The organism is Acidicapsa dinghuensis (assembly GCF_025685685.1).
In the GTDB taxonomy this organism is placed as follows: Bacteria; Acidobacteriota; Terriglobia; order Terriglobales; family Acidobacteriaceae; genus Acidicapsa; species Acidicapsa dinghuensis.
On record NZ_JAGSYH010000002.1, the window covers coordinates 963,580 to 989,820 of the forward strand.

At 58.5% G+C, this 26,241-nt stretch carries 15 protein-coding genes; 6 read left to right on the forward strand and 9 right to left on the reverse strand.

Annotation, left to right across the window (positions count from 1 at the left end; genetic code table 11):
* Positions 1-69: 69 nt before the first annotated feature.
* From OHL22_RS07685 to OHL22_RS07695, 3 genes are all read left to right on the forward strand, one after another.
* On the forward strand, positions 70-798 hold the full coding sequence (locus tag OHL22_RS07685; protein WP_263335045.1) for an SDR family oxidoreductase: 729 nt from the start codon (positions 70-72) through the stop codon (positions 796-798).
* Positions 799-848: 50 nt separating this feature from the next.
* The gene (locus OHL22_RS07690; protein ID WP_263335047.1) at positions 849-1,748 is read left to right on the forward strand and encodes an SDR family oxidoreductase; all 900 of its coding nucleotides are present in this window, start codon (positions 849-851) and stop codon (positions 1,746-1,748) included.
* Between the two features lie 118 nt (positions 1,749-1,866).
* Positions 1,867-4,236, forward strand: a complete 2,370-nt coding sequence (locus OHL22_RS07695; RefSeq protein ID WP_263335049.1) for a formylglycine-generating enzyme family protein — start codon at positions 1,867-1,869, stop codon at positions 4,234-4,236.
* A 27-nt stretch (positions 4,237-4,263) separates the two neighbouring features.
* On the opposite strand, the gene OHL22_RS07700 is transcribed toward OHL22_RS07695, so the two are convergent.
* Positions 4,264-6,138: a sensor domain-containing diguanylate cyclase gene (locus OHL22_RS07700; protein WP_263335051.1), complete on the reverse strand. Its 1,875-nt coding sequence runs from the start codon at positions 6,136-6,138 to the stop codon at positions 4,264-4,266.
* A 324-nt stretch (positions 6,139-6,462) separates the two neighbouring features.
* Here OHL22_RS07700 and OHL22_RS07705 point away from each other — a divergent pair, with 324 nt between their 5' ends.
* Together OHL22_RS07705 and OHL22_RS07710 are read left to right on the forward strand one after the other, a co-directional pair.
* Positions 6,463-8,724, forward strand: coding sequence for a xanthine dehydrogenase family protein molybdopterin-binding subunit (locus OHL22_RS07705; RefSeq protein ID WP_263335054.1), 2,262 nt, complete (start codon positions 6,463-6,465; stop codon positions 8,722-8,724).
* A gap of 422 nt (positions 8,725-9,146) precedes the next feature.
* A complete protein-coding gene (locus OHL22_RS07710) occupies positions 9,147-10,169 on the forward strand; it encodes a YncE family protein (protein ID WP_263335056.1) in 1,023 nt (340 codons plus the stop codon).
* 51 nt (positions 10,170-10,220) lie between these two features.
* On the opposite strand, the gene OHL22_RS07715 is transcribed toward OHL22_RS07710, so the two are convergent.
* Positions 10,221-10,616, reverse strand: coding sequence for a group III truncated hemoglobin (locus OHL22_RS07715; RefSeq protein WP_263335058.1), 396 nt, complete (start codon positions 10,614-10,616; stop codon positions 10,221-10,223).
* Between the two features lie 534 nt (positions 10,617-11,150).
* Here OHL22_RS07715 and OHL22_RS07720 point away from each other — a divergent pair.
* Positions 11,151-12,329 (forward strand): RtcB family protein, encoded by a 1,179-nt coding sequence (locus tag OHL22_RS07720; protein WP_263335061.1) that lies wholly within the window; start codon positions 11,151-11,153, stop codon positions 12,327-12,329.
* A gap of 93 nt (positions 12,330-12,422) precedes the next feature.
* On the opposite strand, the gene OHL22_RS07725 is transcribed toward OHL22_RS07720, so the two are convergent.
* The 7 genes from OHL22_RS07725 to hemB all read right to left on the reverse strand — a co-directional run bounded on the left by OHL22_RS07725 (position 12,423) and on the right by hemB (position 26,142).
* Complete coding sequence (locus OHL22_RS07725; protein WP_263335063.1) at positions 12,423-13,688, reverse strand: NAD(P)-binding domain-containing protein; 1,266 nt, start codon at positions 13,686-13,688, stop codon at positions 12,423-12,425.
* A gap of 126 nt (positions 13,689-13,814) precedes the next feature.
* Positions 13,815-15,566 (reverse strand): tetratricopeptide repeat protein, encoded by a 1,752-nt coding sequence (locus OHL22_RS07730; protein WP_263335066.1) that lies wholly within the window; start codon positions 15,564-15,566, stop codon positions 13,815-13,817.
* A gap of 3 nt (positions 15,567-15,569) precedes the next feature.
* On the reverse strand, positions 15,570-16,595 hold the full coding sequence (locus tag OHL22_RS07735; protein WP_263335068.1) for a tetratricopeptide repeat protein: 1,026 nt from the start codon (positions 16,593-16,595) through the stop codon (positions 15,570-15,572).
* Positions 16,596-16,696: 101 nt separating this feature from the next.
* On the reverse strand, positions 16,697-20,344 hold the full coding sequence (locus tag OHL22_RS07740; RefSeq protein ID WP_263335070.1) for a carboxypeptidase regulatory-like domain-containing protein: 3,648 nt from the start codon (positions 20,342-20,344) through the stop codon (positions 16,697-16,699).
* Positions 20,345-21,263: 919 nt separating this feature from the next.
* Complete coding sequence (locus OHL22_RS07745) at positions 21,264-23,045, reverse strand: multiheme c-type cytochrome (RefSeq protein WP_263335071.1); 1,782 nt, start codon at positions 23,043-23,045, stop codon at positions 21,264-21,266.
* Positions 23,046-23,217: 172 nt separating this feature from the next.
* Entirely contained in the window at positions 23,218-25,104 is a 1,887-nt protein-coding gene (locus OHL22_RS07750) for a CRTAC1 family protein (protein ID WP_263335072.1), read from the reverse strand.
* A gap of 51 nt (positions 25,105-25,155) precedes the next feature.
* Entirely contained in the window at positions 25,156-26,142 is a 987-nt protein-coding gene (gene hemB, locus OHL22_RS07755; RefSeq protein WP_263335073.1) for a porphobilinogen synthase, read from the reverse strand.
* Between the last annotated feature and the right edge of the window lie 99 nt (positions 26,143-26,241).

Genomic DNA, 26,241 nt, shown 5'->3' on the forward strand with positions numbered 1-26,241 from the left:
CACGAGCGCATGCTCTTTTCATAAGCGGCTTCGATGCACAGATAAATCGAAGCCCGGAGGATAAGAATCATGGCAAAGACAGCAATCGTTACCGGAGCATCCCGCGGCATCGGCCGCGCTATCGCAAAGCGCCTCGCCGCCGATGGATTTGCAGTCGTCATCAACTACGCAGGCAACAGCAAAGCCGCGCAGGAAGTCGTCGATGAGATTCGCCACGCAGACGGTGAAGCAGTCGCGCTGCAAGCCGATATCGCCAACCCTGAGCAGGTCGCGCAGCTCTTCGACAAAACCATCGCCACCTACGGCCACGTCGATGTCGTCGTGAACAACGCCGGCATCATGGAAAACTCACCCATTGCCAAAGGTGACATCGCCAGCTTCGACCGCGTCATCGCCACCAACCTGCGTGGTAACTTCATCGTCTTCTCCGAAGCAGCCAAGCGCATCGCCGAGGGCGGACGCATTATCGGCTTCTCCTCCAGCGTTCTTGGCCTCAATCTGCCCAGCTACGGCGCTTACATCGCCTCCAAGGCAGGCGTCGAAGGCCTCGTGCGCGTGCTCGCCAACGAAATGCGCGGCCGCAAAGTTACCGTCAACGCCGTAGCTCCTGGACCCGTCGCAACTGAGCTCTTCCTCACCGGCAAGACACCCGAGCAGATCGACCACCTGAGCAAGCTCAACCCCCTCGAACGCCTCGGACAAGTAGAAGATATCGCCAACGTCGTCTCCTTCCTCGCTGGCCCAGACGGTGCATGGATCAACGGACAGATTCTGCGCGCCAACGGCGGGATGTCCTAATTCGCAATCCGCAAACAAAGACCTACGAGTGAAAGAAACAGGAGACCGTCATGAAATACGTAATCGTCATCACCGGGGCATCGAGCGGATTCGGAGCACTTGCAGCACGCTCACTCGCCAAAGCCGGACACACCGTCTACGCCAGCATGCGCGATACCGCAGGTCGCAACGCTCCGCAGGTAGCAGCAGCAAAGCAATTCGCAACAGACAACAACGTTGACCTGCATACCGTCGAGCTCGATGTCGCATCGCAGGCATCAGCCAACGCAGCCATCGCGCAGATCATCGCCGAAGCAGGCCGCCTCGATGTCGTCATCCACAACGCAGGCCACATGGTCTTCGGTCCCACCGAAGCCTTCACGCCCGAACAGCTAGCCGAACTGTATGACGTGAATGTACTCAGCGCCCAGCGCGTCAATCGCGCTGCGCTGCCGCAACTACGCAAGCAGAAGCGCGGCCTCGTCGTCTGGATCGGCAGCAGCACCGCCGGCGGAGTGCCGCCTTACCTCGCGCCCTACTTCGCCGCCAAGGCAGGCATGGAAGCACTCGCCGTCAGCTACGCACGCGAGCTTTCACGCTGGGGCATCGAGACAACCATCGTCATCCCAGGCGCATTCACCAAAGGCACCAACCACTTCGCCCACGCCGGCAAACCCGCCGACGCAGCGCGCGCAGCCGAGTATCAATCCGGCCCCTTCGCAGGCTTCGAAGAGCCGCTGCTTAAAGCCCTCGCCGCCACCGTTCCAGACGATGCCGATGTGCAGGCCGTCGCCGATGCCATCGTCAAAGTTGTCGACACGCCATTCGGCAAACGTCCCTTCCGTATCACCGTCGATCCCGCGCAGGACGGCTCCGAAGTGGTCAATGCAGTCATGGACCGCGTCCGCGCCGAGATGATTCGCCGCCTCGGCTTTGAAGACCTGCTGCATCCGGCCAATCTCCTCGACTAAAACCGAATACCGTTGCCCACATCGAGCCTCGTCCCACTAACATGAGGGCGAGGCTCTTGTGATCCCTTTCTTCCAGTACCATACTGCTCTTTTTGCAGCCACAGTCTGCGTGGCTGCCATGGCTCCACTTTCACAGGCGCAGGATGTGCAATACAGCCCCCAGGGTGAACAGATCTCCGGTCCCGCCTGCGCTAACCTGCCGCAGTGGTATCAGGGCAAACCGCGCAACTGCTCTGCTGGCGAGCTGACCTTCTGGCTGCATGACATCGAACACTGGCGCGACGAGCGCCGCTTGCGCGTCGGCTACGATCCCTCCGCCTACGACAATCCCGCGCTCAAGTGGACGCAGTCCAGCTTCATTCAGCCTCAGATGATGATCCACGATCGCTACTTCTACGATCCCGTAGCGCACAAATACACAGTCGATAAATACCTCGCCGATCTCGACACCCGCTACGGTGGCATCGATAGCGTCCTCATCTGGCCCACCTATCCCAACATCGGCATCGACAGCCGCAATCAATTCGATCTCTTCGCCGATCTCCCCGGCGGTACCGCAGCGGTCAAACAGATGGTCGATGACTTCCACCGCCACGGCGTCCGAGTCCTCTTTCCCGTCATGGTCTGGGACCAGGGCACGCACCTCGATCCGCACATGTGGCAAACTCTCGCCAACGAACTCGCAGCCGTAGGCGCCGACGGCGTCAACGGAGACACCCTCGACGGCATCCCCATGACCCTGGCCATCGACTCCGCCAAGAGCGACCATCCTCTCGCCCTTGAGCCGGAAACCGGCCTCGCCGCCGACGAAATGGTCAACTACAACACCATGACCTGGGGCTACTGGAACTACGGCTTCGTCCCCGCCGTCAGCCGCTACAAGTGGCTTGAGCCGCGTCATATGGTCAACATCTCCGACCGCTGGGCACGCGACCACACCGACAATCTCCAGTTCGCCTTCTTCAATGGCGTCGGCTTCGAAAGCTGGGAAAACATCTGGGGCATCTGGAACCAGATCACCCCGCGCGACGCCGAGGCCCTGCGCCGCACCGCCGCCATCGAACGCACCTTCGCCGCACTCCTCATCAGCCCCGACTGGCAGCCGCACGCGCCCACCCTCAACTTCGGCGTCTTCGCCAGCAAATGGCCCGGCAACGGCCAAACCCTCTGGACGATCGTCAGCCGCAACGCCTACGACATCGAAGGCCGCCAGATCCAACTCCCTCGCGAAGAAGGCGTTCACTACTACGACCTCTGGCACGGCGTCGAACTTCAACCCCGCATTGAAGACAACCAGGCCACCCTCGACTTCGACATGGAAGCCCACGGCTTCGGCGCAATCCTCGAAACAAAGCAATCCCTCGCCGAGTTATCCCCCGAGGTTCAAAAGCTGATCAGCGAAGAAAAGCAGTGGTCCGCTAAACCCCTCAGCGAATACTCCCACGAGTGGGAACCGCTCCCGCAGAAGCTGGTCGACATAGCAAAAACCACCCCAGCATCATCCACCCGCAAATCTCCCGATAACATGATCCTCATCCCCGCCGCTGACTACACTTTCCGCGTCAACGGCATCGAGATCGAGGGCTCCAACGACGACGGCGTCGACGTGCAATATCCTTGGGAGGACAGCCCGCGCCGCTTCCACGACCACCGCATGCACATCGATACCTTCTGGATCGACAAATACCCCGTCACCAACGCAGACTTCAAGCGCTTCCTCGACGCCACTCACTACCGTCCAGTCGACGATCATAACTTCCTTAAAGACTGGCAGCAGCAGAACGGCGCACCCACCACTTATCCCGACGGATGGGCCGGTAAGCCCGTCACCTGGGTCAGTCTCGAAGACGCCCGCGCCTACGCCTCCTGGGCCGGCAAGCGCCTTCCTCATGAGTGGGAGTGGCAATACGCAGCGCAAGGCACCGATGGCCGCCGTTATCCGTGGGGCAACTACGAAGGCCCCGCAACCCCCAGCACCCCCGCCGTGCAAACCCAGGTCATCTCACAACCTCCGCCACCCTCCGCCGCACCTGAATCCGCACCCACTCCCGCGCCCATCAAAGGCTCGCAGCGCAAGTCTCGCCAGAATCCTGCCCCACCACTCGTAAAGCCAGCCACGCAAGCCACCACAGCAACCGCCGCAGAAGGCTGCCCTACTTGCCCGCCCATCGCCATGGGAGCCACACCAAATCCCGATCGCGGACGCGACGCTCTCCCGCCCAGCGAGGTCTACACCCACCCCAACGGGGCAAGCCCCTTCGGAGTAATGGATCTGACCGGCAACGTCTGGCAATGGACCGACGAATACATCGACGAGCACACCCGCTATGCCATCCTCCGCGGAGGCAGCCACTACCAGCCGCAAGGTTCACGCTGGTACTTTCCCCAGGCCTACGAGCTCTCACAGCACGGCAAATACCTGCTCATGGCCCCCAGCATCGACCGCAGCGCCACCATAGGCTTCCGCTGCGTCAAAGACGCCAACTAGGCCTCTCACCTTACTGAGAAATCTCCCTCAGATTTCCCAGTAAGTGTCTTCTTCCGCGGATGAGACCGCAAGCTCCTCTTCCCATAGAACGATGGTGTTCCGGCCGCGGCTTTTGCATTCGTAAAGAGCGCGGTCGGCCTGCTGAATCAGGTATGCAGTTTCAGAGGTGTAGCGCAAGGGCCATAAAGAGATGCCAATGGAAACCGTGACGCGACGAAACGGACTGTCTTCGTGCTCAATGTTAAGCCCTGCAATGGCGTCAATCATGTTGCGGGCAACAAGTCGCGCACCGTTGGCATCCGTGCCGGGCAATAGCGCGGCAAACTCTTCGCCGCCGAGACGAGCCACATGATCCGAGGCGCGCCCTGCAGTGCTGGCAATTGCCTGAGCAATAAGCTGCAGGCATTCGTCACCCGCAGGGTGGCCATAGCGGTCGTTGTATTTCTTAAACCAGTCGACATCGATCATGAGCAGCGCGATAGGCTTTTCAGAACGGGTCTGACGAGCCGTCTCGTGCTGCAGAACCAGCTTGAATGCACGGCGATTGGCGATACCCGTAAGTTCGTCGCGATTGGCGATATGAGCCAGGTGCTGGTTTTCCTGAGCCAGCACAGCACGTTCCGCCATCCAGTTTTCCTCTGTCTCCTTAAGGCTGGAGATGTCGCGAACCGTGGCGACATATCCGCTGACGGTTTGTGAGTTGGGCTCGTAAAAGCCACGGACAAACCCCTCAACCCATCGCCACGAGCCGTCCTTGCACGGGATGCGATAGCGGAAGGTATGGTCGAGCTTGCCGGCGGCGAGGCTGGCGATCACAGTGCGAGCAAGGTCACGGTCCGCGGGGTGCACGGTCTCGAGATGGCGCAGGGCGAGGAACTCTTCTTCCGTAAAGCCGGTGAGCTTGCGCACAGCAGGCGAGACGTAACGGCGGCGACCGTCAAGAGTGGAGAGGATGATCATATCCTCAGCGTTCGCGATAAGCGTCCGATAGATGGACTGTGCCTCTTCCGCAGCGCGCCCCACGCGGCGGCGTTCGTCCAGCAGGGCTCCAACCGCGAGCGCAACAGCGGAGACGGCGCAGAGAAAGATCTGCAGCACAAGCGTGCTGTGATGAATGTCCGTGCCGGACTTGAGCCAGATAGGCCCGCGGCCTTGGGCAGTAGCAAGACAAGCAACAACGGTAACGATAGGCAGGGCAAAGACCGCGCCTTCAAGGCCAAGCGCAAAAATTAGCAGAATGAGTGGCGGAAAAATGAGGAACAGGAAAGGATTGGTGTCTTGAAAAAAGATCGCGATAGAAGCGGCGACAAAGAGCAGGATCGACGGCGCGGCGCGAAGCAGATGCGGCAGCAGCTTGCTCGGTGAGCGGTATTCGCCGGTAAGGAGAAAGAAGAGGGCGGGGAAGACGACGGCGTAGCCGAGCGCGTCCGAGGGCATGACGGTAAGCCATGCGATTCGGACAGTGACATGAGTAAAGGCCGCGACAGGAAAGGCGACAGGGATCAGCGCAATCGCTGGGACGACCACCGCTGCGGTAGCGAAGCGCAGAACCTGGGAACGGTGCTTGAGCCGGTCAAAGCTTTGGATGCCTGGGGATAACAGGTAACCCATGACAAAGAGTTCCGCGGCTCCTGCGACGGAGAAGCTCAGCGCAATCCAGATCGGCACGGAGAGCAAAAGTAGGCTGCTGAGCTGTCCTGCGGCAGCGGCAGCCACCTGGCGATACCGGGAGACAGGATCGCTCCACCAGGGAAGAAGGAAAGCGATCTGGATGGCTCCGATTGGCCAGACGTAGAGCAGATGCTGCCGGCCGCCAAGCCACACCATAAGCGCCCACATGACGACGCCCGTAACGGCGAACTGAATCAGAGGCAGCACTACGCGGGCTCGGGGGAAAGCCATGGTTCATTCTCAGAAGAGATTTAGATCATCAGCAAGAATAATCGGCCTGAAGTGGGCACTTGAGTACCGAATCCGCACAAAATTCTTACGAAGGATAAAAATCAGCAGCAGATTGGGGCGCACGACAAACCTGCAAGACAGCCGTTTGATACCGGATGCGGTTTTCGCCTCGGAGCACTCGTCGAGCTGCCTCGAAACGTCTTGTTTCCGTCATCAAAATGTCAGCCGTCTTTCTCCTTTCGCTCTCTTTCCCGCTCCACCCAATCGGTTTATCGTGAATTTCAGTAAGAGCACGCGGCCCATATTCCCCAAGGAGATCACTCCATGCCCGACGCCGCCCTTTATACTCCCACGGCCATCATCGGCTCTGAACTTCCCCGCATTGACGGCCCGCTCAAGACCTCCGGTACGGCCATGTACGCCGCCGACTATCACTTCCCTCATCTTGTCCACGGCGTCCCCGTCACCAGCACCGTAGCCGCCGGCAAGATCCGCTCCATCGACACCTCAGCAGCAGAAAAAATGCCCGGCGTCCTGCTCGTCATCACGCATGACAATGTAGGCCCACTCTTTCGCATGGCCCCCGGCGGCCACGACGGACGCACCAGCGAATCCCGCCCGCCCCTCGAAGACGACATCGTCCGTTACTGGGGCCAGTACGTCGCCATGGTCGTCGCCGAAACTATCGAACAGGCCCAGATCGCCGCCCACGCCATCAAGGTCGACTACGATCCGTCCTCGTTCAATGTGTCGAAAGTCCTCGACGACTCGCCGACAGAGGAACTGCCTCTTCACACCGAATCCAAACGCGGCGACGCCATCTCCGCATTCGCCTCAGCACCCGTCAAGATTGACCAGACCTACGTCACCCCCGCCGAAACCCACAACCCCATGGAGATGCACGCCACCGTTGCCGTCTGGAACAACCCCAAATTCACGCTCTACGAAACCACACAGGGCGTGATGAATCACCAGCACGTCATGGCCGAAACCCTCGGCGTTCCCCGCGAGAACATCCAGGTCATCACCCGCTTCCTCGGCTCCGGATTCGGCGGCAAGCTCTTTCCCTGGCCCCATTCGGCACTCGCCGCGGCAGCAGCCCGCCAGCTCAATCGCCCCGTCAAAGTCTCCACCAATCGCCAAATGATGTTCCAGAACGTCGGCCATCGCCCACGCACCCAGCAGCATATGCAGTTCTCCGCCACCCCTGACGGCAAACTCGTCAGCCTCCGTCATGACTACCGCAATCACACCAATCTAGGTGACGACATCCACGAAAATTGCGGCGAGGCCACGCCCTTCATCTACTCCGTGCCCAACCTGCTCCTAACCTCCGCGCTTGTCCGCCGCAACGTCGGCACTCCCACCCCCATGCGTGGCCCGGGTGCAGTCCCCGGCCTTTTCGCCGTCGAATCCGCAATGGATGAGTTGGCCATCGCCCTCAAAATGGACCCCGTCGAATTCCGCCTCAAAAACGACACCCTCACCGACGAGTCCAACGGCAAGCCATTCTCTTCACGCCATCTCAAGGAGTGCCTCCAGCTCGGCTCCGAAAAATTCGGCTGGTCAAAGCGCAACCCCAAAGTCGGCTCCATGTGCAAGCCCGGCGATCCAGATGTAATCCTCGGCTGGGGCGTTGCCGCAGCATCTTGGGGAGCAGGCCACGGCCCATGCCAGGCCTCCGTCGCGTTGCTCAATGATGGTACAGCCCGCGTCTCCTGCGGTACCCAGGATGTTGGCACAGGGACCTACACCATATTTGCCCAGATCGTCAGCGACCGCACCGGCATCCCCATCGATAAAGTCCGCGTCGTCATTGGCGACAGTGCACTCCCGCCCGGACCCACCTCCGGCGGCAGCACCTGCACCGCCACCGTCCTGCCCGCCATCGCCGAAGCTACCGACAACGCCATCAAAGTCGCCCTCGCCACAGCAGCCACAGCCAAAGACTCACCCTTCCACGGCAAGAAGCCCGACGGCCTCGCTTTCCACGAGGCACGTGTCCACCTCGAGGACCGGCCCGCCTCCACCGGCACACCCTACCAGCAACTCCTCAAGATGGCCAACATCGACGCCGCAAACGGCGAAGGCAGCACCAGCGCGCTCAACTCCAATCCCGAAGCCCGCAAATACTCCACCCACTCCTTCGGCGCACAGTTCATCGAGGTCGAGTGGGATCCCGGTATCGCCCGCCTCCGCGTCAGTCGCGTCGTCTCCGTCATCGACGGCGGCCGCATGATCAACAAGAAGACCGCTGAAAACCAGATCCTCGGTGCCGTTGTCATGGGCATCGGCATGGGCATGCTCGAAGAGACCATCTACACCCCCAAAACCGGCCAGCCCCTCAACTCCAATTACGCCGACTACATGGTTCCCACCCACGCCGACTCCCCCAGCATCGAGGTCCACTTCATCGAATACCCCGACCCCATCCTCGGCGAATACGGTGCACGAGGCATCGGCGAAATCGGCCTCGCCGGCGTAGCCCCCGCCATCACCGCCGCCGTCTACCACGCCACCGGCGTCCGCGTCCGCGAACTCCCCGTCCGCATCGAGCGGTTAATGCAATCAACTGTCCAGGTATAAACTTCTGGAGAATCAAAAGCCGCGGATTCGAGGTGTTCAGCTGTGACGGGTGACCCGACCATCGTGCTTGATATCTACGGCAACAATGCCGCCGTCATTTGCCCGTCATGCGGGAAGGTCTTTGTCTTCTCTGGTTTCTTGGATAAGAAACGAGGACGTGTCTGCCCACACTGCATGGGTTCAAGAGCCACGGTCTATGACAACAAGCTTTCGGTAACGAAACACTGATTGGTAAAGTCGGGACTCCAGCCTCGGCTTCAAAACAAGCCTATCCGGCTCGGCTAACTGGCTACCACCTTCTACCGACTTCCCATCCGATTCGACAATTCACACCCTAGCAAACCTTTCCCACCATACTTAAGGCTCACTTCAGCTTCACTGCGTTACCGTAAATACGCTGTCATTCAAGAAGGAGCCTCACGATGCGCCTCGCAAAACCCCTTTGGATCGCTGCTGTCATTCTCTGCAGTCACACTCTGCTCTCTGCTCAATCCACCTGGCATGTTGTCAAAACCCTGCCCATTGGCGGGCCCGGCGGCATGGATTACATCACCATCGATCCTGTTTCCCATCACCTATACGTCACCCGCTCCACCCACACTCAGGTCATCGACCCGGCATCCGGCAAAGTCATCGCCGATATCCCCGGCCAGCAGCGTTCGCATGGTGTAGCCCTCGTTCCCAAGCTTGGCCGCGGATTCATCACCGACGGCGGTGGCAAAGGAGCCATCGTTGTCTTCGATCTCAAAACCAACGCCACTCTCGGCACTATTGCGGCCGTACCGGACGCCGACGGCATCATCTATGACGCCTTCACCAACCGTATCCTCGTTTCCGCCGGTGACAGCAACGCCCTGCTCACCCTCGACCCCAACATCGATCCTAAGACCGGTAAGATCGACACTCCCATCGCACTCGGAGGCGCGCCCGAGTTCCTTGCCACCGATGGCGCAGGCAAGGCCTTCGTCAATCTCGAAGACAAAAATCAGGTAGCCGTCGTCGACCTCAAGGCCCGCAAAGTCATCGCTCGCTGGCTCGTCGCTCCTGGAGGCCACCCCGTCGGCATGGCCATCGACCGCAACAGGCACCATCTCATCCTCGGCTGCCGCAATCCGCAGAAGATGATCGTCCTAAGCACCGAGACCGGCAAAGTTCTCGCCGGCCTGCCCATCGGTCAGGGGGTCGATGCCGACGCCTTCCACAACGGACAGCTCTTCGCCAGCACCGGAGATGGCGCCATGACCGTCGCCGCCGAAACCGCCCCCGGCAAATTCGAAGTCGTCCAGTCTGTGCAGACCCGCATCGGAGCCAAGACCATGGGCATCGATCCCTCTACCAGCACCATCTACCTGCCCACCATGGAGTTCGAGCCGCAAGCCCCAGGCGCAACCGGCCGCCGCACCCCCAAGCCCGACTCCTTCATGATCGTCGTCGTTGCAAAGTAGCCACAACCAGGCGTCGGGCGCGTGGATCACAATCCATGCGCCCAGCCATCGTTAGCTTCGCGCAGCCACCATTCCCAGTCCCGTCTTCTTCGCCGCAATCACCCGCTGAAACGTCTCCGCAATCCGCTGCGACTTCTCAATAAACACCTCGGCCTTCTCGCGCGGCAGTATCTCGATCGCAGTCTCGCGAAACAACCCTAGCCACCGTTCAAAGTGCTTCGGCTCCAGCTCCATCTTCAAATGCGTCTCCAACGGATTCCCCCGGAACGTTCCCGCCGCCAGAATCACCGTCGCCCAGAAATTCTTGAGCAGCGCCAGATGCGCCGGCCAGTCCTCAACCTGTGCGTTAAAGATCGGCCCAATCACCGGATCTCGCTGCACCCGCCCGTAAAAGGTGTCTACCAATACATCGATTTCGCCTTCGCTGATCTTCACCGTTTCAACCATTTGCTTGTCCCCAATTCAAAGATCATTATGGTCTTGCTCAATCTCATAGGTTTCAAGTGATGGGAATCCACAGCAATGCGCGCGTTCCAATGCGCGTGTTCCAATGCATGAGCGCTGCATGAATCGAATCCGGCTTCGTCCTGGCATCTCTGACATCCACGGCCTTGATCCCTGCGCTTGAAATAGAAGCTCGCAATAACTTATTTCCACTTATGACTTGCTAAATACATTAATCTATGCTGTAGTAGTCAAGTCCAGAAAAACTCAGGAGAAACTCATGCAGCCCCAATATCTCAATCCACGCAGCCATCGCAGCGAAAGCGGCATAAACAGCCGTTTTATGCTCGATCTGCCGCGTCTCAACTGGGGCATCTTGAGGACCTGAATCGCATCGCGAGTCTAAGTCCACCGCGCCCCAGCCCACAGCTGGGGCGTTTTATTTTCGGGTGCCGCATAAGTCGTGTTTTTACGGCTGCGGGATACCTGCGCTTTGAAGTTATCCTGAACTTATCCGGACTAGAGGAGAGAACTAACATGAAAATGGTCGGAAACATCCCCGTGTGGGGAGCGCACGAGTCAAAGACTCTGCGCCAGATCGAAACCTGCGCCGCTACTGCCGACCGGGCCGCGCTCATGGCCGATGGACACCTCGGCTATGCCGTTCCCATCGGTGGAGTCGTCGCGTACAAGAACGCCATCAGCCCCTCGGGCGTCGGCTTCGATATCGCCTGCGGCAACAAGGCAGTGCGTGTCGATATGCCGGGCTCCGAACTGCGCGCCCGCGTCGCAAAGATCATGGATGATGTCTGGTCCACGATCAGCTTCGGCGTTGGCCGGAAGAACGCCGAAAAGGTCGAGCACGCTATCTTCGAACCCAACCACCCCGGCTGGGACCTCGAATCCGCGCAGCCTCTGCGACAGAAAGCGCAGAACCAGCTCGGCACCGTTGGCTCCGGCAACCACTACGTCGATCTCTTTACCGATGAGCAGGACCGCGTCTGGATCGGCGTACACTTCGGCTCGCGGGGCTTCGGCCACGGCATCGCAACCTGGTTCCTTAAAGCAGCAGGAGCTAAGGACGGCATGGAAGTCGAGCCCTGCGTCATCGGCACGGATACGGATCTTGGCGAGCAGTACATCCGCACCATGACTTTGGCCGGTGAATACGCCTACGCAGGCCGCGACTGGGTCTGCGACAAGGTCACATCCATACTCGGCGCTCCCATCGTTGAGAGCGTCCACAACCATCACAACTTCGCCTGGCGCGAAGAGCACGGTGGCGAACAATACTGGGTAGTGCGTAAAGGCGCAACTCCCGCATTCCCCGGCCAGAAGGGATTCGTCGGCGGCACCATGGCTGAGCCTGCCGTCATCCTCGAAGGCGTCGATAGCGAAGAGTCGCGTACCGCGCTCTACTCAACCGTCCACGGCGCAGGCCGTGTCATGGGCCGTCGTGAAGCAGCCGGAGTATTTCACCGCAAGTCGGGTGAGATGATTCGTCCGCCCAAAATCACGCAGGCCATGATGCGCCAGAAGGTCCGTCAGGCCAACGTCGAGCTTCGCGGAGCAGGCGTCGATGAGTCGCCGCACTGCTACAAGCGCCTCAACGAAGTCCTCGAAGCGCACGGCGAAACCATCCGCATCCTGCATACGCTCACGCCAGTTGGCGTAGCCATGGCCGGAGCCGATGAGTTCGACCCCTACAAAGACTGAGGCAGCTTGCACGTCAAGCTGTCTTCTGTTGGCGAAGCAATTCAGATCCTGAGAGCACTGCACATAGCGCTCTCAGGCTTTTCTTCTGGAGTCTTAATCCCGTTGCAAGCTGGCGCTGGCCGCCGCCTCTGCATGTTCCACGAGTGCAGGGGACGCTGCCCGCAGCTTCTTCTGCAAGGACTTTGAGATCCGCTTCGAGGTAAATTTCGCTCCGCATGCAAAGCGGCACATCGGCCCAAAGTTGTTAGCCGAGGCAAGACCGGTCATGTACAGCCCTTCGACAGACGACTCAAAGTAGGTGTTCAGTACCGGTGTCTCCTCCGCGGTACGGATCTTCGCCGCAAGCTTTTCATCAAGAAACTTTAGCGCGCTCAACAACGGCTTAAATCCTGTTCCCGCCATCACGTGATCCACCAGCATCTCGCCCGGCTTGCCATCAGGACCGGTGTAGCGCACCTTCACCTTCGAGCCAGCCTCAGTTGAACCCGTCTCCGTCACCTCTTGCAGATGACATTCGAGATGAGCCGGCACATGCCCTTCAAATCCATCTCGCGAAAACCACCCTGGAGCCGGCCCCAGATGCAGCGCCACCACACGGTGCCGTAGATCTTGCGGCAATGCGTGGAACACGAGAGGCAGTTCGACAGCCGCCTTCGATCGCCAACCGGTTCCGATCACCGAGCGCGGACGCCGCAGCCTCTCGATCAGCGACCTCACATCATCAGACTTGGTATGAAAATTGATCCTGTTGGTTCTGGCGATGAGCTCCGGCATCGCCCCCGCCTCTCTTAGCGCCACCGCCGCATTCACAGACGACGCACCAGCTCCGATCACCAGCACTCGCTTTCCTGCAAATGCATCCATCGGTCCGTGATCAAAGGTATGGCTCACCAGTTCCCGAGGCCGCCCCTCAAGCACCTTGGGCAGATATGGAAAGTGCGTAATACCGACCGCCAGCACCACGCGCCGCGCCTGGACGCGCTCTCCCTCGGCGGTTTCCAGCTCGAACCCACCAGGAACCTCGCTGAGCCGGACAATCATCGTCTCTTCCAGACGAGGCACAAGCCGCCGCTGGAACTCCTTGCCGTAATCGACAAAGGTGGCTCGCTTCACCGGCATGCCTACCGGCGCGTATGGGATGCCATATTCCGCGCAATACTGCGAAAGCCTGTACCCCTTTCCCGGCGCATACAGATCGGAAGCAAACCCGTCCGATTTCAAAAACATCCCGGGAGGCATATGCTTCTCCCATGCCTCCATGCAGGGACCAAAGATGCGGTAGCTCACATCCAGAGGATTCAAGTGCGCGGCAAGCGACAGACCGTATGGACCGGAACCGATAATGGCGACTGAGACCATAGCTATTTCCAACTTCCCATAAGTAGGAACACCTGTGCGAACCGAATAAGTCTAGTTTTACGAAGAAAATAGTAACCTTACGACCGTTGACCCGCTATACGGGATGCTTCTCCATCACATCGAAACCTACTTTGACTGGCTGAAACTTCCAGCAGCGTCAACTTTCCGTCTCTCCGCCGCCGCATCTTCTGTCCGCCCCTGCCGCTCATATGCCACCGCAAGCTGCGCATGTGCCTCGGCATAATCCGGATCAGCCGCAATCGCATCCTGGAACTTCGAAACCGCGTCCGCAATCTCGCCGCGCTGCAACAACTGGCTTCCTGCATTCGTATTCAGCATCGCCCGCTGCCGATTCACCGCGGTCCGGCTCAGATTCGCGGCAATTTTCCTCTCCGCCGTTGCCTCATCATGCTTGCCTTCTTCAGCCAGCACCGCCGCCAGAGTAATATGTGCGCCCGGCTGATTTGGCATCAGCTCAATCGCCTTGCGCAGCGCAGCCTCAGCTTCATCACGCTTCTCAATCTGCTTCAGCACACTGCCCAGAATTGCCCATCCATCCCCATTCCCGGGCCTCAGTGTCAGCGCCGCGTGCAACTGCGTAGCAGCATCCTCAAACTTGCCCATCTGCATATACAAAATGCCCAGCGTATACGGCGGATCGGGCAGCATCGGATCAAGACTCGCCGCCTTTTCCAGCTCCTGGATCGCGTCGTCCGTCCGGTCCTTCAGCTTGTAAGCAAGCCCAAGGTCGTAATGGAACTGCGGATTGTTCGGATCGAGATCCCGCGCTTTCATGAACTCCACAATCGCCGCGTCAAAATCCGACATCTGCAGCCGCGCCGCCCCCATATCCTGGTGCACCACCGGATCGTTCGGCGTTTTCGCTAGTGCCTGCTGTAGATATGGCAAAGCCTCTTTCGCCTTACCCGTCTGCGTCAACGCCAACGCCAGATTCGTGAGCGCCTCCGCATTCTGCGGCTGCTGTGCCACAGCCTTTTCAAACAACGGAATCGACTCTGTTTCTTTGCCCAGCCTCTGCTGCGCCACCGCCAGCGCCAGCCAGCCACCGGGCAGATCGGGACTCAACCGCACCGCTTTTTCCAGATGTGGAATCGCCTCCTCATCCTGCCCTGCGGTGGCCAAACCACTTCCCAGTTGAAACTGCACCATCGCATTTTCAGGCGCAACTGCCTCCGCTGCCTTCAACTCCTCAAGCCCCACCGCAACGTTCTTCGCCGCAATGAGCGCGACTCCCAGGTGCATATGCGCAGCCGCTCCATTTGGCATCAGTCGGATCGCCTCGCGAAACGCCGTCTCAGCCTCCGTCCATCGTTTCTCCTGAGCCAGCACCGAACCAAGCTCATCCTGCATCCCCGCAAGCATTGCGTTTCGCTGTGCAGTTGTTGCCGCATCCGAACCATCCGCACTCGCAACCGCCTGCATCAGCGGAATCGCCTTCAGCAAGTGACTCTCTGCCTCTTCCGGGCTCCCTTTGCCAGCAGCCGCTTGCGCAGCCGCTTCCTGGGTCTGCGCCAGATCCGTCTCCGTCAATACATCTCCAGGCTTCAGCTCCAGAGCTTTCTGCAACTCAGGAATCGCCTTCGCATGCTGCCCAAGTTGTTCCAGAATCGCGCCAAGCGCCAGATGCGCTTCCGGCACCTGTGGCGCAAACCTCACAGCCCTGGCAAAATCGGCTCGCGCCTCTTCCAGTTTCCCCGCCTGCATCGCCGCATATCCGGCCTTGAACGCAGCATCCGCCTGCTCCAGCGCCACTCTGGTCTTTGCATTGTCAGGCGCAGCGGGCTTCTGCGCCATCCCCGCGCTCACTGCAACCACTCCGGCCCCGGCTGCCAACACAAATCGCAAACAATACCGCATTCGCTACTTCACCTGCGCCGGCTTGGGATCGCCGCGATGCTGAATCTCCACCGCCATCTCATATTCCCGGGTCGCCCGTTCACGATCACCCACAGCTCGATATGCCTGTCCCAACGCATTATGAGTCACATAATTATTAGGGTCCATCGACTCCGCGCGTGCAAGGTAATGCAGCGCCTGCACAGGCTGCCCCAATCTCACCAGCGCCTCGCCCAGCAAAATATAAGGGCCGGTCGAATTCGGCTCCAGCAATACAGCCCTGTCTAAGACCTGGCGCGCTTTTTCATAATCGCCGCTGCGAAAATACGCGTCGCCCAGCCGGTCATATACATCCCCATCCAGCGGATTCAGCTTTCTCTCCATCTCCAGTTGCTTCTCTGCTTCGGCTAGATCGGCCTTGGCCAGCGCAATCTCCCCCAGCAGCTCATGCGCTCGCGGCAGCCCACGATTGATCTCCACCGCCTTCTGCGCAAATTCCTGGGCCTGAGCAGCAAACTCCCTGCGTAAAAACAACCGCGCTGTCACTAGGTACGCCTCCGCCGAATCCGGCGCAAACCCAAACTGCGCCGCAAACGCCCGCCGCGCATCGTCGTAGCGCTTCGCATCCGTATAGCAAAGCCCCAGCACATACTTCGGTTCTGCGTTGGCCGCATTGCTGGCACTCTCCTCCGTCGCCTCCAGCAACGGAATCGCCTCCTCCGGCTTCCCCAGCCGGTATAGCGTGATTCCTCGCATCTCCCTCGCTTCATGGTCGCTGGCATTCTGTACCAGCGCTTTCGCAAAGGCTGCTTCAGCTTCGGTCAACTGATCTCTCTGATAAAAAATGATCCCCCGCAGCCGCTCCACTCCCGCAGGCTCCGGCTGCTGCTTTGCCAACGCATCCAACTCCGCCAAAGCCTGATCCAGCCGTCCTTTTCCTGCCAGAGCACTGGCTTCTTCAAACGTCGGAACTGGTTTTGCCGCAGAATCCTGCACACTCGGCGCCGGGCTCTGCGCCATCGCAGAACTCGCCGCGACAACTAGGCCCATCACTATTTCAAACTTCCGCATCCGTCACCAATACGAGTTTAGTCCCTACAAAAACAAGGGGGAGCCGAAGCTCCCCGCTTGCTGTTCGTTGTAGATTCAGGTTAGAAGGTAGCCTTCAGAGAAAGCTCCAGGTAACGCGGTCCAGGCCCAGGCGCCTCTCCGTTGATAGTGCCTGGAGACTGAATGTTCGTCTGCGGATTTCCTGGGTTGATATGGTTGAACGCGTTGTAGGCATCGGCACGTGCCTTCAGATCCACCCTCTCCCAGACGGCAAAGGTCTTCTGCACCGAAATATCGGTGTTCCAGAAGCTTGGCCCCCAGTAAGTGTTGCGGCCGTTGTTGCCAATGTTATCAACTCCCGGATCGGAGAAAATTCCTCCGCCGATCGTTTGCGCCGGGAAGAAAATTCGCGTCTGCGTGGCTGCATCAAAAGATGTCAAGGACGTCTTCATTCGCGCACCACTCGTATTCGGATAGCACGGCGCTGACCCAGGGATTTCACCGTTGCAGTTGAAGGACAACGTCATCGGCAATCCGCTGGAGATATTCACTGTGCTGGAGACTTCATATCCACCCAGCATCAGATCTTCCGCTTTGTTGGCCCCTCCCATGTATTTCTTGCCGTGGCCAACCGGAACCTGCCAGCTGCCGTAAGCCGTAAACGCGTTTTGCCGCACATTGCTGTCGCGACCATACGCCACGCGCTTGCTCCACGTCGCATACCCCGATGATTCATCGAACGCGCTGGCCCATTGATAGTTGGCCGTCAAATCCAACCCCTTCCAATGCTGCTCCTGCAATACCACCTGCAGTGCATTGAAGTTGGTGTTCTGATCGTCACCATCAAACTGGATTTGCTGCGTCCACAAGCACGGACCACCGCATGCCGCTAACGCGCCGCCGTAATACCGCTGTAGAAGGTTCTGGTTGGATGTGTTGCCGTTTGCGTCGGGCAGGCTGCCGCTCGATGCCGACGGATCATAACGGATCGACTGTCCAGTAATGCTCGATAGCGTCTGACCATAAGCCGTCGTCGATCCAGGCAATACAATTGCAGCTTCGTTCGTGTTGGTGCTGTTGCCATCACCGTCGCTAAGTGTGTTTGTTCCTTTATTGCCCACGTACGTCATTGTCAGCGAAAGGGTCGGAGTCAGCGCACGCTGGAAGCTTACATTCCACGCATCGAGCGTCGGGAAACGAAGTGGGTTCTGACGGCCCTTCGATTCAACCTCTGATCCAGGGTTCGGTAGAAGCCCATTCGAAGGAACCGACGGGAATGAGTACGGAACCGGGCCACCGGTACTTGCAACTGTCGTGGATTTCGAGAAGTTGGCTCCCCCGACACAACCTGGATTGTCCGCATCGGAGCCAAGGCAGAAGGCAACACCGGTATTAGAGTTAGCCGCATTCGAAAGACTCTGGTCGGCAAGAACCGGCAGGTTCTGTGTCGCCGTATGGCCGAAGATCGATCCGAAGACTCCGATATCGAAGCTGCGGCCATATCCTGCACGCACAACGGTTTTTTCATTGAGCTGATAGGCAATACCGACGCGCGGTTCGAACTGGTGCGACATCCGAGCGCTCCAACCCATGTTGGTTCCGATGCCGCCCACACCGGCTACATGGAGATAACCATCGCTCATGTTTAGCAGAGCGCCCTGGTTGGCTCCGTTGACGCTCTCCGGGAAGTAGTACTCCCAGCGAACACCCAGGTTCAGCGTCAGTTTCTGCGTCGCGCGCCAGGTGTCCTGCCCATAGAAGAACGTCCTCTTCTGGAACTCCTTGGCATTGGTCGAGGTCGATACATACCGGTTAAAGGTTGCAACATCGCCCAACGCCATACTCGCGAAGGGAAGGCCATCCGCTCCGTTGTTCGATGTAGGGCCGGCCGTGATGTTGTACTGTCCGGACCGGTTTACATCGGATGGTACGCGCAGGTTACGTCCATACCGAAGGTCGGCGCCAACCTTGATCTCATGGTTGCCGAGCGTCTTCGTCCAGTTGTTAACGATCTGGAACTGATCCTCGCGCTCAATCAGAGGGCAGTTGCAACGGCTGATATTCAATCCATCGCCCCACAGAGGTTGCGTACCTCCGCCAGCCATCGTCGAGATATTGAACGACGGCAGGCCATCTGTTGTCACTACTCCAGTATTTACGCCAGTTAGTCCAAGTGCATTGCCTGATTGCGCATCTTGGTCGTTCTTCGCGTCGGCGATGTTGTAGCGCAAATAGCCAAGGCGAAGATCGGTGATGAGCTTGGGATTAATGATGTAATCCGTGCCCACCGCGACGCTGTCATCCGCGCTGCTCGAATTTCCGCCGTAGCCACCGATGCCAAATCCGCGGCCGCCCATACCTGCGTACATCTGGCCGCCGCTCAGCGTGTTCGTCCAGCGCGTGAACCGGACAAACGCATTCTGTTTCTGACTGATCGTATCGTCGACACGCACAGCCCACATATCGCTGTTGAAGCCGCCGCCGCCGGTGGCCTTGTAGTTCCCATCCAGACCGCCGAGGCTGCCGCCCGATTCTGCGTTGATATATGGCAGCAGCGTCGTCAGGATGTTCTTCCATTCCTGCGAAACCATCGCATCAGGAATAATGTTTCCCGCAAAGGGCTGGGATTCAAGTTTACCGGTTGCAGGGTTGATCTGCTGCGGGGCAAAGTTGTTGTAAATCTGACCCTGCCCAGTCGGTAGATTGGCAAGATACTCACTGAAGTCGCATCCACTGCCGCTGAGACAGCTTGTAGCCACAAGCTTGGAAGGCAGAGTATCGACGTTCGATGTTCCGCCCCTCTGCCTCTGCCCCTCATAGCTGCCAAAGAAGAAGAGCCGGTCCCGGATCACGCGACCACCGATCGATCCGCCAAACTTGTTCTTGATACCCCCAGGAACTGCACTCGGAGAGCCCTGTGAAAATGGTTCACGCGCCAGAAACGCATTCGACGTACGGAAGTCGTAAGCGCTGCCGTGAAGCGTGTTCGAACCCGATTTCGTCTGCACCGCCATAACGGCCGATACAGCTTTGCCCAGTTCGGCGTCGAAGTTCTGCGTGGTGATTTTGGTCTCGGTAATCGAGTCCATCGACGGATTCACGACCACGATACCCAGAATCGGGTCTTGGTTATCCGTGCCGTCCAGTTCGTACGCCACACCGCCAAACGCCTGGCCGTCAATCTGAATCTGCCTTGATGCCTGCGGGTTTTCATCCGCCGCATGCGACCATCCGAGAAGTTGCGCACCCGGAAGCAGAAGCTGCAGGTTTGTAAAGTTCTGATCGCCCACTGGCAGATCGGAAACTTCCTGCTGATCGAATACTGTCGCCACATCGGCGCGGTCGGTTTTCAGTTCGGGAACTGCATCTGCGCTGACTTCGACCGTCTGCCCCGTCGCGCCTGCCACCTTCAGCGGCACATCCACGCGCGGCGAGGTATCCGCCTGTACCGTGATGCCTTTGCTGACGTAGCTATCGAAGCCTTTGGCCTCGACTTTAAGGTCGTATACGTCGGGGATAAGGTGAGAAACCGTGTAGTCGCCGGTCTCATTCGAAACCACCGTGACGACGGTGCCCTTAGTCTCGTCCGTAACCGTAACCGTTGCGCCTGGTACTACCGCCCCAGTCGTATCTGTCACCGTGCCGAAAATCGATCCGTAAACCGATTGCGCGCGCGCGGGTGCAAGTGAGAGCAAACATCCGATGGCGAGGAGTGCCATCCAGGATGCTGCCCGCAAGTGTCTAGTCATGCGGTCTCCTGAAATCTTTCAATCCGTTTGTTGGACAAACCGTTCCTCAGCCCGAAAAACGTTCGTCATTTCCCTCCATCCCCGTGGCTGCTTTCCTTGCAATCATTTGCAAAACAGTCGTCTCCGAGGGGTTACAGGAAACTTCAAAAACACTTGCCGGCCTGAAGAAACGTCTCGGCGGGTCCCACACATGCTGGCCCGCTCTTACTCGCCATTGTTCTCTTCTATTCACAACGGCCAGTCCGAAGCGACCGCTCTGGTCATGGCAGCTCCCCTGCTTTCCAGATACGGACAAAAGAGACACTTCGGAACACCGACGAACTTTAGAGGAAACAACACACGCCTGTCAACGGATCAGCTCAGAATTTTCGAGCCCGCACCACGAAATACGACATAACAAAAGATGAAATCGTTTTCATCGAGCTGTCACCGTCTACGCTCGTTTCGACTCTTTTTATACCCACCTAAATCATTCATTAGCCGCAACTTAATTTGTAAGTAAAACTTTTCACAAACCGCGCGCATCTCCATAGCCGAATTAATCTCTCCCGCGAATAAACATCCAATAGAGTCATGTCCAAATGAATTGTCATATAAATGACATTGCATTTATATGGACAGAGATATCGCACTTTCCTGGCCCGCATTGCTGACTTTTTTCCTTCCAGCTCAATTCCTCTGTCCAGTTGCGGACAACGAAATTCTCCGCAGTAAATGCCTTTACCTGCAGCTCAACAAAAACGTTTAAGTAGCGAAATTCTCTCTTTTCAGATATCGGAAATGAACCAGGGAAAGCCCAAAATCAGACTGGCTCTCGATCCCTTGAGTCGGCAGCGCATCCACCCTTGGTATGACATTTGTCCTAGCCGGGTGTCTTGCGACGACCCACGAAACGCCGGCACGTAACTGTTGAGGATCGTTACCGCGTTCCTGCTCGCGCCTCACAGGTTCCCCGGTCTGACCGTATCTCCCGGTCCAGCTTGTGCGCTGCCGCATCATCGGGAGAAAACACAAAAATACGCGCCAGCGTCGCCAACGCCGCCTCTTTGTCGCCCGTAGCGCATTCCATCACCGCAAGATTATGTCCTGCGCCCAGCTCTACTGGATTCTCCTCAAACGCCTGCCGCCATAGCCGCACCGCATCCGAATAATCCTTCGCCCGCGCCCGAATCAACGCCAGATCTCCCGCCGCCACAGCATCATGCGGATCGGCAGCCAGAGCCATGCCATATTCCTTCTCTGCACGGGCAAGATCGTCGCTCACCTGATCCAGTAGTCCAAGGCTCTCATGCAATGGCGCGTCCGCTTTCTCCGCCAGATCTGCTTCCGAAGCCCGCAACAGCTCCAGCGCACGCTCGCCTGCAGCCCGGTCGCCGCGCAGCGCTCGCTGTGCATACGCCAGGCCAAGATCGCGCTCCGAACTCGCTTGAGCCACGCCAGGCTCGGTCCCAATAGCTTCCAGCGTCTCCTTCGTCGCTACGGCAGACTGCCCACCCTTCTGCGCAATACGCGGAATACTGTGGTCCGTCACCTGTTCATGCGCGATATCCTCCGCCCGCACTCTCGGCATATGGCACGCCGTGCAATCCCGGTTCTCTGCATGATGCGTCGCCGCAAATCCGGTCTTTGCCTCTGCTCCTTCCGCCTTCACTGCCTCAGGATCATGGCACTGCAAACACTTCCGCCGGTAATATTCCGCGCGTTCCTCAGCGCTCATCACCGACACCGACCCATGTGGATCATGGCAGCTTGTACACGTCAGCCTGTCTCCCTCCCCGCGTTTGCATCCGCTCTTCAGCAGAGCTTCCCACTGGCTCGTCGCACGCTCATCTCCTGTCTTCCCACCCTCCACCACAAAGTAGCTGGCATAGTCGAAGATGCTTTCCCCCGGCTTGAACTGCTCCCAACGCTTCCCCTTGTGCTCAATCGCCACATCACCCTCAAGATGACAGTTCAGGCAGATCGAGTCCCGCTCCAGTGGTTTCAGTGTTTTTAAATCCAACATCCGCATCTTGCCACCCGAAGCCACATGCTCCGCGGCATCCCCGTGGCAGGCCGTACAGGTAATCCCGCCATGGAGAAACGGCGCCGCGGCATATTTGTTTCGCGCCTCCGGCAGCGACGACTGTGCCCCCGAACTATGACATCGCAAGCATCCCGGATCCACCGGCATCGTCAACGGCATTTCCGTCGCATGTAAATAGTTCGGAGCCATGTCCCAGATACGCTTCTTCGCATACCAGTTCACCGGAATCTCAAACCAGTACCCATCCTGTTCAAAGAGATACGTGCGCCCGCGCCGCCCTGAGCCGAGAAAATAACGGAGCTCACGCTGTCCTTTCAGCGGCCAATCAGCGGAATTGGCGTTCTCACCTCGCCCCGCATCCACATCCCGCTCAAAACTCAGAAATACGCGGCCATCTGTCTTTTCCAACCTGAACGTCACGCCGGATTCGGCATGCGTAAACTCCCCCGGTAAAAATCCAGCCGCCGCCGGCCCACTAGCATTCGCCATCGGCGTCTTGCGATAGCGCTCATAGATCGCCTGATGACACCGGGCACACTCTGCATTTGGATCAGGCTCATCACTCCCTTGCGTCCATGCAGCCGTACCGGGGCGCGCAAAAACGACCCCAGATCTGGTCGCACCCCCGCACCAGACCAGCAAACCGGCTCCCATACCCAAGGAAACCGCCGCCAACACCCGCCAAAACCGGCTCAGACCCTACACCCCACCAGCTCTCGCTGCCGTTCTTGCCGTACCGTTCAGGCAGACGAAACTTCGTGGGCGTAAGTTGAACCCGCAATCACTTTTCTTTGAATCGCGCCATAACCACGCGGAATGTGTTTACCCAAACCACTGTCGAAAACAGCTACGATTTACCTGCCTGCGCAGCGTAATCGACAGTCTTCAGAACCTTCCCGCCCTCCTGGATCACATACAGCTTGTTCACATCCAGGTTCTTCAGCGTATCCACCGCGCCCGACGGCCAGCGAATCTCCACCTGATCCACCTTCGCCGCCTGGTCCAGCCCAAAGTGCAACCGCAGATCGTTCTGCGAGTAATAACTCCCGCCCGACCGCACTTCATCGATCTGCACCATCGGCTTCGCGGCTTTCGGATCGACCTGCGCAGTCACCATCACCCGCGCGCCAATCCCCGTCCTATTGCTCTTCGTCCCCACCGTCCGGATCTTGATCCAGTTCCGCTTCTTCGTAACATCGTCCGTGCGGTCACAGCGCAGCAACTGCGGCCCGCTGTTGATGCAGTTCACCACCACATCCACATCGCCGTCATTGTCATAATCCCCAAACGCACATCCTCGCGCCGGAGCCGCATCCGTGATTCCCGGTCCGCCCAGCTTCGTAACTTCCTCAAACTGCCCATTTCTTAAGTTGCGATACAGATACTTGTGCTCCGCATACGGCGCATCCACTTGCTTCCCATCCACCTCTGGATACACATGGCCGTTGCAAATCAAAATATCCAGCCATCCATCGTTATCCATATCCAGAAATCCCACGCCCCAGCCCAGAAAGCGCGTATTAACGCCCAATCCGGCTAAGTACGTGTGATCGTCAAACGTCCCATCGCCGAGATTTAGATACAGCGAATCCGTATCTCCGGCAAAGTTGGTCTTCACAATATCCAGCAGTCCGTCGCGATTGAAATCGCCAATCGCCACGCCCATTCCCGCTTGCGGCTTGCCATCCGGAGAGTAAGCAATCCCCGCCTCGATCGCTACATCCTTAAACGTGCCGTCCTTCTGGTTCTGGTAATAAGTCGCCGCCGTCGAGTCATTCGCCACATAGATATCCGGCCAGCCGTCGTTATCCATATCTCCCACAGCGACAGACAACGCATAAGTCCCGATCGTATCCCAGATACCTGCCTTCTGGCTTACATCCGTAAACGTCCCATCGCCGTTATTGCGGTACAGTATGTTCTTCCCACCCAGCAGCCCCGGTGGTCCACACGCAACCGTAATTCCCTTGTAAGCGCAACCGGCATCCTGCGGCAGCGGAGCTGTTTTGATATCGAAATCAATGTAGTTCCCGACAAACAAATCCAGATGCCCGTCCTTGTCATAATCCAGAAACGCGCATCCCGAGTTCCACCGCACTTTCGACTGCAACAGCCCCGCCTCCTTCGTCACCTCAGTAAATGTGCCGTTGCCATTGTTGCGAAACAACGCATTCTGCCCGTAGTAACTGACGAATAAGTCATTCCACCCATCGTTGTTATAGTCGCCTACGCAGCAGCCCTGTCCCCATCCCGACCTTCCCAGCCCCGACTTAGCGGTAACATCCGTAAACGTTCCGTCCCGATTGTTCTTGAATAAGTGACAGATAGACTCCTGGCCCTTCGGAAATCCCTCCAGCCGCCATCCATTCACCAGAAAGATATCCACCCAGTCATCCTGGTCATAGTCGAAGAACGCGACCCCGCAGCCAGTCGTCTCCAGCAGATATTTGTTCGTGTGCTCCCCGCCATAGATCGTCTTTACATTGAGCCCCGACTGTTTCGCCATATCGGTAAACTCAACCCCAAGCGGCGTCCCCGCAATCGGCGAAGTCAGCTTCACCCCACGCGCCTGCACCTCATACGTAGGCCGCGACATCTCACCGGGTTTTGCCGGCTTCTGGCCCTGCCCGTCCTGCCCTAACAAAGGCCGCGCCAGACTGAGCACATCCTCAAGCGAAAGCACCAGCGCCGTCCGCGACAGCGACTTCAACACCCCTCTACGCGTCCACGTCACAACCTGATCCCGTCCCCTGTTCTCTGACCCCTGATCTCTGTCTGCTGGTCCCTACAAAACCTTCGCCGCATCTTTCGCAAAATACGTCACAATAAAGTCCGCCCCAGCCCGCCGAATCCCAATCAGCGGCTCCATCATCGCCCGCTGTGGCTCGAGCCATCCCCGCTGAAACGCGGCCTGCAGCATCGAATACTCGCCCGAAACCTGATACGCCCCCATCGGCACATCAAACCGGTCCCGCGCCGCCCGAATCACGTCCAGATACGGCATCGCCGGCTTCATCAGGATCATGTCCGCACCCTCACCCAGATCCAGCTCAATCTCCCGCATCGCCTCGCGCACATTCGCGCCATCCATCTGATAGCTGCGCCTGTCCCCAAATTGGGGAGCAGAATCCGCCGCCTCGCGAAACGGTCCATAAAACGCCGAGGCAAACTTCGACGCATAGCTCAGAATCGGCACCTGCTCCAGCCCATCCGCATCCAGCTCATCGCGAATCGCCTCCACACGCCCATCCATCATGTCGCTCGGAGCCACCACATCTGCTCCCGCCCGCGCCAGGCTCACCGCCGTCTTCGCCAGCAGTGCAAGTGAAGAGTCGTTCTCGATCTCATATTCCTCACCCGACTTCCGCACTACCCCACAATGCCCATGACTCGTGTACTCGCACAGGCACACATCCGCCATTAGCACCAGCTTCTTCGCCGCAGCCGTCGCCTTCATCGCCCGCAGCGCCTGCTGCATAATCCCGTTCTCGTCCCACGCACCGGTGGCCTCTTCGTCCTTCGACTCCGGCAGCCCAAAAAGCAAAAGGCCGCCCAGACCAAGCTGCGCAGCCTCTTCCGCTTCCTTCAGCGCCTCATCGACACTCAGGTTAAACACCCCCGGCATCGACCCAATCTCTTTCCGAACACCCTCACCCGGACAAATAAATAGCGGATAAATCAACTGCCCCGGCTCCAGCCGCGTCTCCCGCACCAGCGACCGCAGCGGCTCCGTACGCCGCATCCGGCGCATACGAATCAAAGGAAAATCCATATCCTCGATTCTAGTCCCACCTCACCCGCAACCCATACAAGCCCGGTCCTCAGCAGAACAGCAGTCCACTGTTCACCGCCCACTGTCAGCAAAGAAACT

Coding starts and splice junctions, on each gene's coding strand:
- OHL22_RS07685 (WP_263335045.1), top strand. CDS start 70: ATGGCAAAGACAGCAATCGTTACCGGAGCATCCCGCGGCATCGGCCGC.
- OHL22_RS07690 (WP_263335047.1), top strand. CDS start 849: ATGAAATACGTAATCGTCATCACCGGGGCATCGAGCGGATTCGGAGCA.
- OHL22_RS07695 (WP_263335049.1), top strand. CDS start 1,867: ATGGCTCCACTTTCACAGGCGCAGGATGTGCAATACAGCCCCCAGGGT.
- OHL22_RS07700 (WP_263335051.1), bottom strand. CDS start 6,138: ATGGCTTTCCCCCGAGCCCGCGTAGTGCTGCCTCTGATTCAGTTCGCC.
- OHL22_RS07705 (WP_263335054.1), top strand. CDS start 6,463: ATGCCCGACGCCGCCCTTTATACTCCCACGGCCATCATCGGCTCTGAA.
- OHL22_RS07710 (WP_263335056.1), top strand. CDS start 9,147: ATGCGCCTCGCAAAACCCCTTTGGATCGCTGCTGTCATTCTCTGCAGT.
- OHL22_RS07715 (WP_263335058.1), bottom strand. CDS start 10,616: ATGGTTGAAACGGTGAAGATCAGCGAAGGCGAAATCGATGTATTGGTA.
- OHL22_RS07720 (WP_263335061.1), top strand. CDS start 11,151: ATGAAAATGGTCGGAAACATCCCCGTGTGGGGAGCGCACGAGTCAAAG.
- OHL22_RS07725 (WP_263335063.1), bottom strand. CDS start 13,688: ATGGTCTCAGTCGCCATTATCGGTTCCGGTCCATACGGTCTGTCGCTT.
- OHL22_RS07730 (WP_263335066.1), bottom strand. CDS start 15,566: ATGCGGTATTGTTTGCGATTTGTGTTGGCAGCCGGGGCCGGAGTGGTT.
- OHL22_RS07735 (WP_263335068.1), bottom strand. CDS start 16,595: ATGGGCCTAGTTGTCGCGGCGAGTTCTGCGATGGCGCAGAGCCCGGCG.
- OHL22_RS07740 (WP_263335070.1), bottom strand. CDS start 20,344: ATGACTAGACACTTGCGGGCAGCATCCTGGATGGCACTCCTCGCCATC.
- hemB (WP_263335073.1), bottom strand. CDS start 26,142: ATGGATTTTCCTTTGATTCGTATGCGCCGGATGCGGCGTACGGAGCCG.